The organism is Gemmatimonadota bacterium (assembly GCA_016209965.1).
GTDB lineage: Bacteria > Gemmatimonadota > Gemmatimonadetes > Longimicrobiales > RSA9 > JACQVE01.
This window is the reverse complement of the sequence record JACQVE010000303.1, coordinates 1-8,716: the sequence shown is the minus strand read 5'-3', so window position 1 is coordinate 8,716 and position 8,716 is coordinate 1. Positions and strand designations below refer to the sequence as shown.

The following is an 8,716-nucleotide window of genomic DNA, read 5'->3' as shown; positions in this document are numbered from 1 at the left end:
GCCACAAGGCAGTGCACGTCCGCCGGCAGCCGCGCCAGTGCCTCGAGCAGCCGGTCCAGCCGCTTCTGACCGGCCAGCCGCGCTACGGTTCCGATCACCCGCGCCCCGGCCGCGACCCCGAGCCAGCGCCGCACGGCACCCGGCGCCGCACGCCGCTCCGGCCTAGCCACGCCCGTGCGGATGGTGACCACGCGGGCAGCGTCCAGCCCCGGCGCACGGGCGAGGAAGCAATCGCGCATGGCCTCGGCGCTCAGGACGATGACGTCCGTCCAGCGCCGCAAGGCCACGCGGTACAGCGGGCTGCGCGCCGTATCCGTCTCGAGTCCCACCCGCGCGACCACGCGGGGCACCCCGCCCAGCCGTGCGCCCAGCGCTCCCAGCCACAGCTTGCGGAACGTGCCCAGCACCACGGCCTCCGGCCGGTGCCGCCGCAGTAAGGCCGCGAAGCGCAACGCGTCCGTCAGCACAGCCTGACCCCCCAGCCGCAGCCGCTCGACCGGCACGCCATGCCCCGCCGCTCGCGCCGCGACCTCCGCACTGTTGCACAGGAGGAGCACCCGATGCCCGCGCCGCGACAGCCCGTCAAGCAGCAGCGCCGTTGCCTTCTCCGCGCCGCCCCACTTGCGCGCGCCGTTATGCGCCACGATGTACATGGACCGGAGGTACCGTCACGCCCCCGAAAACTGCAGCTCGAACAGGCGACGGTATACGCCGCCCGCATCCAGCAGTTCGTCGTGACGCCCGCGCTCGATGATCCGGCCGTTGCGCAGCACCAGGATCTGATCCGCCCGACGCACCGTCGCCAGGCGGTGCGCGATGACAAACACGGTACGCCCGGCCAGGAGCTGGGTTATGGCCTGCTGCACCAGCCGCTCCGATTCCGTGTCGAGTGACGACGTCGCCTCGTCGAAAATCAGTACCGGCGGGTCGCGCAGCACCGCCCGGGCAATGGCGATACGCTGCCGCTGCCCGCCCGAGAGGCGCGTGCCCCGCTCGCCCAGCACGGTGTCGTACGCCTCCGGAAGCTGCAGGATGAAATCGTGGGCATTGGCCGCCTGTGCCGCCCGCTCCAACCTGTGCTGCGTCACACCCTCGAGGCCGTAAGCAATGTTGGCCCGCACGGTGTCGTGGAAGAGCACCGTATCCTGAGTCACGATCCCCAGCCGCGAGCGGAGCGAAGCCACTGAGAATTCCTGGAGTGGAACGCCGTCCACAGTGATCCGCCCGCCCGTCGGGTCGTAGAAACGCGCCAGCAGATCGACCAGCGTGGTCTTACCCGCTCCACTCGGCCCCACCAGTGCGATCACCTCGCCCGCCCCCACCTCGAGCGACACTCGATCCAGCACCGGCTCGCCCGCTTCGTAGGAGAAGCTCACGTTCTCGAATCGGATCGCCTCGCGTACGCCCCGGAACTCCCGCGCACCCGGCCGGTCCCTGATCTCGACCGGCGCGTCCAGGAACTCGAACACCCGCTCCGCCGCCGCCAGCGCCGGCTGCATCATCGAGGGGAAGCGAGACAGCCACTTGACCGGCGAGTAGAGCTTCATGCTCACGGCCAGAAAGGCGAGGAAGGTCGAGCCATCCAGCGAGCCCTCGACCAGCACCAGCCGGCTGCCGTACCAGAGCAGCACCACCGTGCCCACGGCGCCCAGCATCTCCGTGAGCGGGCTGGCCAGTGCGCGCAGCCGCTCGTTCCGCACCACGGCCCGGAAGTAGCCGCCGGTGAGCCCCTGGAAACGGGCCTGCTCGAACGCCTCCGCGGCCGCGGCCTTGACCACGCGCACCCCGCTTACCGTCTCCTGGATGTGTGACGCGATCTCGCCCGCCAGGTGCAGTGCCCGGCGGTCGCCGCGCCTCAGCCGCCGCAGGAACCGCCCCCAGATGCCGAACATTGCCGGCAGCACCAGCAGCGCCACCACCGTCAGCTCGAGCGAGATCGCGATCAGCGCCGTCAGGGACGCCAGGATCTGGAACACCGAGGTGGCCAGCCTGGCCAGGTTGCGCGTGGCCACGGTGCGGAGCTGGTCCACGTCTCCGCTGAGCCGGGAAACGATCTGGCCCGTGCGCGTTCGATTGAAGAAGCGCAGGTCCAGCTCCAGCAGATGGCCGTAAACCCGGTTGCGTACGTCCCGCGTCACCCCCTGCTCGAGCCGCGTCACCAGGTAGACCTGCAGGAAGTCGAACACGTTCTTCAGGAAGAATACGGCCAGGATGAAGGCGATGACCGTGGCCAGCAGCTCCTGCGGCGCCGCACCCGGCGTGACGAACCGGCCCACGGTGTGGGCCAGCAGCCACTCGATTGCCCGGTCGCCGCTCCCCACCTCGAGTGGCGCATCGCGGAACAGCGTGTTCAGGAAGGGGATCAGCAGCAGCATGCTGAACGCGTCCAGTACCGCAAAGGCCACGGTGGCCAGGACGGCCAGCAGCACCAGGCCGCCGTACGGCTTCAGATAACCGAGGACTCGGCCGTAGAGGCGCATGGAGAGCTATGGGCAGCCCGGCAAGGCTTGGCGAACCACGCCTACCGCACGCCCGTGCGCGGGCGGAGCTGGGTGACAGGCAGGATCATCTCCTCGGGACTCACCCCGCCGTGCAGGAACGAGCCGCGATAGCGCGCCTGGTACTCCCGCAGCTTCGTGGGATAGACGAAGAAGTGATCCTCGAGCGCCAGCAGGTAGTTGATGGCCATGCGGCCGGGCGGGAAGCGCAAGCAGCGCTCGTCATTCACTGCGAACACGCCCGACGGGTCCTCCGCCCGCAGGTCCGCGCCGAACTTGTAGCGCAGGTTGGCCGTGGCATCCCGGCGCGCGTACACCGTCAGCGGACGGGTGCACGGGATCGAGCCGTGGTCCGTGGTCAGCACGCCCGGCACCCCCTGCGCCGCGGCCTCACGCAGCACCCGGAACGCCGCGGACCGCTCGAACCACTGCCGCGTCAGCGAGCGCAGGGCCTGGACATCGCGCGCCACTTCCATGAGGATCGCCGACTCGCTGCGGCCGTGCGTCAGCAGGTCCACGAAGTTGAACACCAGGGCGATCACGCCCTCGCCTTTCAGCGCACCGCGCACCCGGCCCACGAGCTCGTCCGCCTCGGCATCGCTGAACACCTTCTCGTAAAACACCGGCACATCCCGCCCCGTAAGCTTCCTGAGCTGCTCCCGGAACAGGTGGTCCTCGAACGCGTTCAGGCTGCCCTCGTCCGTACCCCACCACTCGGGGCGGGCCCGCGCGATCATGTCCGGAAAGAGCCCGCTGAACAACGCGTTCCGCGCATACGGCGTGGCCGTCGGCAGAATGCTCGCGTACAGCTCCTCGTTCAGCTCGAAGTACGGCGCCAGCAACTGCCGCAGCACGCGCCACTGGTCCAGCCGCAGGCAGTCGATGATCATGAACAGCACTGGCCCGGAGCGGAGCAAAGGCACCAGGAATCGGGAGACGACGTCGGTCGAGAGGGGCGGCCGGTCCGCCCCGGCCGCCACCGCGCCGCCCCGCCAACCGCCATCACGGGAGGCGCCGTCACCCACCCAGCGCGCGTACTCGCGCGCCACATGCAGCCCGAACGAGCGCCGCAGGTCCGTGAGCAGCGCCGTGACCGAGTCCCGCAGTCCCGGCTCCCCCGCCTCCGTGAGCCGCAGGTCCCAGTCCACCAGCTCGTCGTACAGCGCGAAGTACTCCCGCCAGCCGCGAGCCTCGTCACGCAGCCGCGAAAGCTCGAGGAACCGCGCGGCAAAGTCCTGAGCCGCACGCTGCTGCTGAAGCTGCGGACCCTCCAGCAGCCGCGCCACCACCGAGAGCACCTGCCGCGGGCTCGCCGGCTTCACCAGGTAGTCGTCCACCCGCCGGCCGATCGCCTCCTGCAGCGTCCGGTCTTCCTCCGACTTGGTCACCATCACCACGCGCGCATGCGGCTCCTCGCGCCGGAGCTGCTCCAGCACCTCGAGCCCCCGCTGCCCCGGCATCTGCTCGTCCAGCAGCAACAGGTCATACGCCTGCCGCCGCACCAGCGCCAGCGCGTCATCGCCGTTGCTCGTGGTGTCCACCTGATAGCCGCGCTGCCGCAGAAACAACAGGTGAGGCTCGAGCAGCTCGACCTCGTCGTCTACCCACAGGATCCGCTTGGCCACTGTTGCCATCGCTCGAAAACCAATCGAAAGAAAAGACCGCAGCCGGAGCCCATTCCGAGCCCCCGTCCAGAACAAGTACCGCCGCCACCCCCCGAGTGATCCGCCAGCCGCCGGCACGCTAACCTAAACAGGGCCGGAAGAGCCCGTCAATTCAGTGGGGCATTGTCCCCGCGCGACGTCGAACTACCCAACCGGCTCTTCAGTCGCACGCACCCAGCCACGCAGCGCTCCCGGCCCTTGCCGCCGGATTTCTGGGAGTGGCCACGGCCTGCGGATCCTGAAGGTCGCAGCTTGCAGGCTCTTTTGGAAGAACGCGAGGAGGGGTGGTGAAATTCTGGGACAGCTCAGCTCTTGTGACGTGACCTGAACCCCACTCCGACGGGCTCAGGAATCCGGCGTGCGTCCCCGCGCCGGCGTGTGTACTCGCAGGTACCTCCCGAGTGCCCGCTCCACCCTCTCCAGCACCATTTCCACGGTGATCCTTCCCATCCCCCCCCGCCGCCACTCCATGCTGCACGGATAATCCTCGCCCGGGTAGCGCGCATAACCGTCGACCACCAGGTCCTGGTATTTCCGGTACGGCCCGGTCCGCTTGGGGTTGGTATAACCGTACAGACCCAGCACCGGCACATCGAGCGCCCGGGCGATGTGCAGCGGCCCCGTGTCCGGGCTGATCACCAGCTCGCTCCCCGCCAGGAGGTAGACCAGCCGGCGCACGTCGTCGCCCAGCGCGTCCACGGGCTGGGCCCCCGTCGCCTGGAGGATCTGCTGCGCGGCCGCGCGCTCCGCCGGTGCCGGCCCGCCCAGCAGCAGGCAGCGGAAGCCGTAGTCGGATTCCAGCGCTTCGAGCAGCCGCGCGCAGCGCTCGGGCGCCCAGTTCTTCTCCGGCTTGCTGGCGCCTACTACCACGGCGCACGCCCGGCCGCCCAGCCGCTCGAAGAACTCGCGCTGCCGCGCCCGCTCCTCCGCCGTGAGCTTGAGCCCCCACTCGACGGGCTGCGGGTCCACAGCCAGGAACTCGAGGAACTCGAAGTACTGATCCTGTACGTGCTGGGCCGGCCGCACCGGGATGCGCTGGGTGGTGAACAGCCAATTCAGGTCGCGCGCCCGCGCCCGGTCGAACCCCAGCTTGACCGGCGCGCGCGCCAGCGCGGTCAGGATCCCCGCCTTGGCATACACCTGAAGCGCCAGCACCAGGTCGAACCGCCGGCGACGCAGCACCCGCGCCGCCTCCCGGAACGAGCGCAATCCGGCAAGACCGCGTTGGCGGTGGAAGACGATGAAGCAATCGATGGCCGGGTGGGTCTCGACCAGCCGGAAGGGCACGGGCTGGATCAGCCAGGTGATGCGACAACCCGGATGCGCCCGCTTGAGCGCGTTGGCCACGGGCAGCACGTGCACCGCATCGCCCAACGCGCTGAGCATGACGATCAGGATCTCTTGCGGGTTCAATGGTGCTTGATCGTGCATTTTTCTGATACGTCCGTACGCGTACGCCTACGCGTGCCCGTGCCCGCGGTTGCGCGCCGCCTGACCCGGCGGCCCCGATTCTCCCCACCTGCCGCCGATGCTCATTCCGCCTGCAGCGCCTCCCGCTCCGCCACCGTCAGCACCCGGCCCGTATGCCGCTCCCACTTCCGCACCGAGCGCCAGAAGCGCTCCAGCATCGCTCCGTGCAACCCCTCCCCCAGCCGCTCGACCACCCGGCACCGATCCAGGTCCAGCAGATACACCCGCGGCGGCCGGCCGGACCACTCGAGCAGGATGTTCTTCAGGTTGAGGTCGGCGTGTAAGACGCCCGCCTCCCGGAGCCGGCGCAGCAGCTCGCCCGCCGCGATGCACACCTGCACTCGGTCCCCCGCCGGGATGCCGTCCCCAAACAGCGCTCGGGCGAGATCCGTCGAGTCCGGGATGTAAGACGTTACCACGTCGCCGCGGTAGAACACGCCAGCAGGGTAGACGGCCGCCGCCAGCACAGCCGGCGTGGGAATGCCGCGCTCCGCCACCGCCCGGCTGGCCAGCAGCTCACGCAGCGGACGGGGCACGCCCACGCGCAGGTAGCGGTCACCCAACCAGCGCGCGGCCGCACCGCCACGCCGGTAGTGCCGCACCACCCCCAGCACCGCGCCCATCGGCACGACCAACGCCGGTCCCCGCCCCTCCAGCCGCTCCGCCGCAGAGTGAGCCGCCGCAAACTGAAACAGCGACCCCGCCCCGGCCAGCGCGCGGCGCGCAGGCTCCAGCGCCTCGACCCTCGCCACGAGCAAGTTTTTGCCCGCGAGGACCATCCGATACGGGTATGGTACGGTCAGGCTCATGGCTCAGCGCAGAAGTTAGGCGTGGCTGTTCGGCCCTTCAACGCCTTGCTTCGGTTTGACCTGGGCTGAGTGGCTGCCGCGGCGGGGCTGTCTGAGGGGGTGCCAAGGGCAGGCTGTGATCCGGGACGGCTTGAGGGCGCTAATGCTCAACGTGTGGACCGGGAGACAGTGAGCGACTGCAACTTCGTCTCGAGAATCGCCTGGGCGAAGGTTGTCGTCCCTGAGCGTCGAGGCTGGCCTCGTCACGCCGTGCCCTTGCGCCGCCAGACCCCCAGCTTGAGGGGCGGGTCCACTGTCCACTGGAAGTGCAGGCGGTTCTCGCCGCCCACCACCAGCGTGGTGGTGCGGTCCCGCGTCTTCGGATAATCGCGACCGGGCTCGCTTTCGACCACCAGCAGATGCCTCTGGCCCAGCTCTTCCTCGAGTTGCGTGAGCTGGGCGCGGAGCGACGACAGCAATTGCTGCTCCGTCTCGTCCTTTACGCTCCCTTCCGCCGCAGCCGTGAGCTGCTGCTCGCCCACCCGCTCGTACTCTTCCAGGAACGCGTCCGCCGTCAGCGATAGCGCGCCCGTGCGCAGGAACCCGATCTCCGTCATGGCGCGAGAGTCGAAGTTGGGCTGCACACTCTGCACCGTGTTGCCGTACCGCCGCACGATCATGAAGCCTCCCACGCCTGCAAAACGAACCGCCTAAAAGCTGCCGAAACTTGAACCCGCCACTCGCCGCCGGCAAGGCCGGCAAGCCCGCCCCTTGACGGCGGGCGGCGGAGCCGATATATCGGTTCGAGCATCCATGGGCAGGCGGACGCGTAGACGGCCAGGAGGAGAGCGGGTATGGCAAACCCTCTGGGAGGACGAGGCGGTCCCAGGCAACTCCCCGCCGAGACCGGGATGCTGGAAGCTGTGCGGCGGCGGTACGCCGCGGCGGCGCGGAGTGTGAAAACGGGTGAGGCGGCGTCGTGCTGCGACACGGAGGCGGGCAAGGATGCGATCAGCCGGGACCTGTATGCGAGCGGGGACCTGGCGGGTCTCCCCGAGGCGGCGCTGCGGGCGTCGCTGGGCTGCGGCAACCCGACGGCGCTGGCGGCGCTGCACGCGGGCGACGTGGTTCTGGACCTGGGCTCGGGCGGCGGGCTGGACGTGTTGCTTTCCGCGCGCCGCGTCGCCCCCACGGGCAAGGCTTACGGCCTGGACATGACAGATGAGATGCTGGCGCTGGCGCGGGAGAACAAGCGGCAGGCGGGGGTGGCGAATGCCGAGTTCCTGCAGGGGCACATGGAGGAGATTCCTCTGCCCGAGGCCAGTGTGGACGTGATCATGTCGAACTGCGTGATCAATCTCTCGCCGGACAAGGACCGCGTGCTGGCGGAGGCGTTCCGCGTTTTGCGGCCCGGTGGCCGGTTTGCCGTCTCGGACGTGGTCGTGCAGGGGCGGCTGCCGCGCTGGGTGCGGCGCTCGGCCGAGCTGTGGAGCGGCTGCCTGGCGGGCACGCTGCGGGAGGAGGAGTACCGCGCCAAGCTGGCCGGGGCGGGCTTCACGAACATTGATGTCGAGATCACGCGGGTGTACGACGAGGCGCTGCTCGAGAACGCCGGCGCCCGCGTGCTGGCACGGCTGGCGCTGCGACTCGTGGGCCGGCGCGGCCGCTTTTGTGCCGCGTTCGTGCGCGCGCGCAAACCGTAGGCTGGGCTGGATTGCCCGATAGTTTCGCTCCGATGCCAATCGGTCCGACAGCGGCGCACCCCACGACCGGGGGGGCGTTGGCGAACTTAAACGTGAAGGTTAACTTTCCTCGATGAAATCTATATCCATGTTGGAGTTTCGGCGGAACGCACGGCGCGCGCTCGAGGCGGTCCGGCGCGGGGAGCGGTTCCTGATCACGTATCGTGGAGAGCCGGTTGCGCGCCTCGAGCCCGTCCCGCCCGAACCGTCCGACGTCCCGGAAGATGATCCCCTTCTGCGCGTCGACGATTTCGCGGTGGACGGGGCGGGCGGGCCACTCGGGAACGAGGAGATCGATCGGCTCATCTATGGCTCGTAGTGTCTTCGTCGACACGTCGGGGTGGTATGCGCTGATCGACCGCCGCGACCCTGAGCACGGCCGGACGGTGGCGCTCGTTCGGCACTTGATCGGCGAGCGTGCGCAGCTCGTATCAAATGCCTCGGCTGGCGGGTGACCGCGCGCTTCTCCATTTTCTTCGCCGCAGGCTCATCGCAACGCGGCGGCGGACCGCCTGATGCGCTGCCGAGCGGCAGGGCGTCAGCCGACCCGACGT

At 69.4% G+C, this 8,716-nt stretch carries 9 protein-coding genes; 3 read left to right on the top strand and 6 right to left on the bottom strand.

The features are described 5' to 3' along the window. The 6 genes from HY703_11955 to HY703_11930 all read right to left on the bottom strand — a co-directional run. On the bottom strand, positions 1-653 hold a 653-nt coding region (locus HY703_11955; GenBank protein ID MBI4545903.1), incomplete at its 3' end, for a glycosyltransferase. Positions 654-668: 15 nt separating this feature from the next. Then, entirely contained in the window at positions 669-2,480 is a 1,812-nt protein-coding gene (locus HY703_11950; GenBank protein MBI4545902.1) for an ABC transporter ATP-binding protein, read from the bottom strand. Positions 2,481-2,521: 41 nt separating this feature from the next. Beyond that, on the bottom strand, positions 2,522-4,132 hold the full coding sequence (locus HY703_11945; protein MBI4545901.1) for a bifunctional response regulator/alkaline phosphatase family protein: 1,611 nt from the start codon (positions 4,130-4,132) through the stop codon (positions 2,522-2,524). A 375-nt stretch (positions 4,133-4,507) separates the two neighbouring features. Further along, positions 4,508-5,575, bottom strand: coding sequence for a glycosyltransferase family 9 protein (locus HY703_11940; GenBank protein MBI4545900.1), 1,068 nt, complete (start codon positions 5,573-5,575; stop codon positions 4,508-4,510). Between the two features lie 119 nt (positions 5,576-5,694). Continuing rightward, positions 5,695-6,441, bottom strand: a complete 747-nt coding sequence (locus HY703_11935; protein MBI4545899.1) for a hypothetical protein — start codon at positions 6,439-6,441, stop codon at positions 5,695-5,697. Between the two features lie 242 nt (positions 6,442-6,683). Then, the gene (locus HY703_11930) at positions 6,684-7,100 is read right to left on the bottom strand and encodes a hypothetical protein (protein MBI4545898.1); all 417 of its coding nucleotides are present in this window, start codon (positions 7,098-7,100) and stop codon (positions 6,684-6,686) included. A 231-nt stretch (positions 7,101-7,331) separates the two neighbouring features. On the opposite strand from HY703_11930, the gene arsM reads away from it, so the two are divergent. The 3 genes from arsM (at position 7,332) to HY703_11915 (ending at position 8,617) form a co-directional block, all read left to right on the top strand. Beyond that, positions 7,332-8,123 carry an arsenite methyltransferase gene (arsM, locus tag HY703_11925; GenBank protein ID MBI4545897.1) on the top strand — a complete coding sequence of 264 codons (792 nt, stop codon included), beginning with the start codon at positions 7,332-7,334 and terminating at the stop codon, positions 8,121-8,123. 127 nt (positions 8,124-8,250) lie between these two features. Further along, a complete protein-coding gene (locus HY703_11920; GenBank protein MBI4545896.1) occupies positions 8,251-8,481 on the top strand; it encodes a type II toxin-antitoxin system prevent-host-death family antitoxin in 231 nt (76 codons plus the stop codon). Next, complete coding sequence (locus HY703_11915) at positions 8,471-8,617, top strand: hypothetical protein (protein ID MBI4545895.1); 147 nt, start codon at positions 8,471-8,473, stop codon at positions 8,615-8,617. Before HY703_11920 ends, HY703_11915 begins: the two co-directional genes overlap by 11 nt. Positions 8,618-8,716 lie beyond the last annotated feature (99 nt).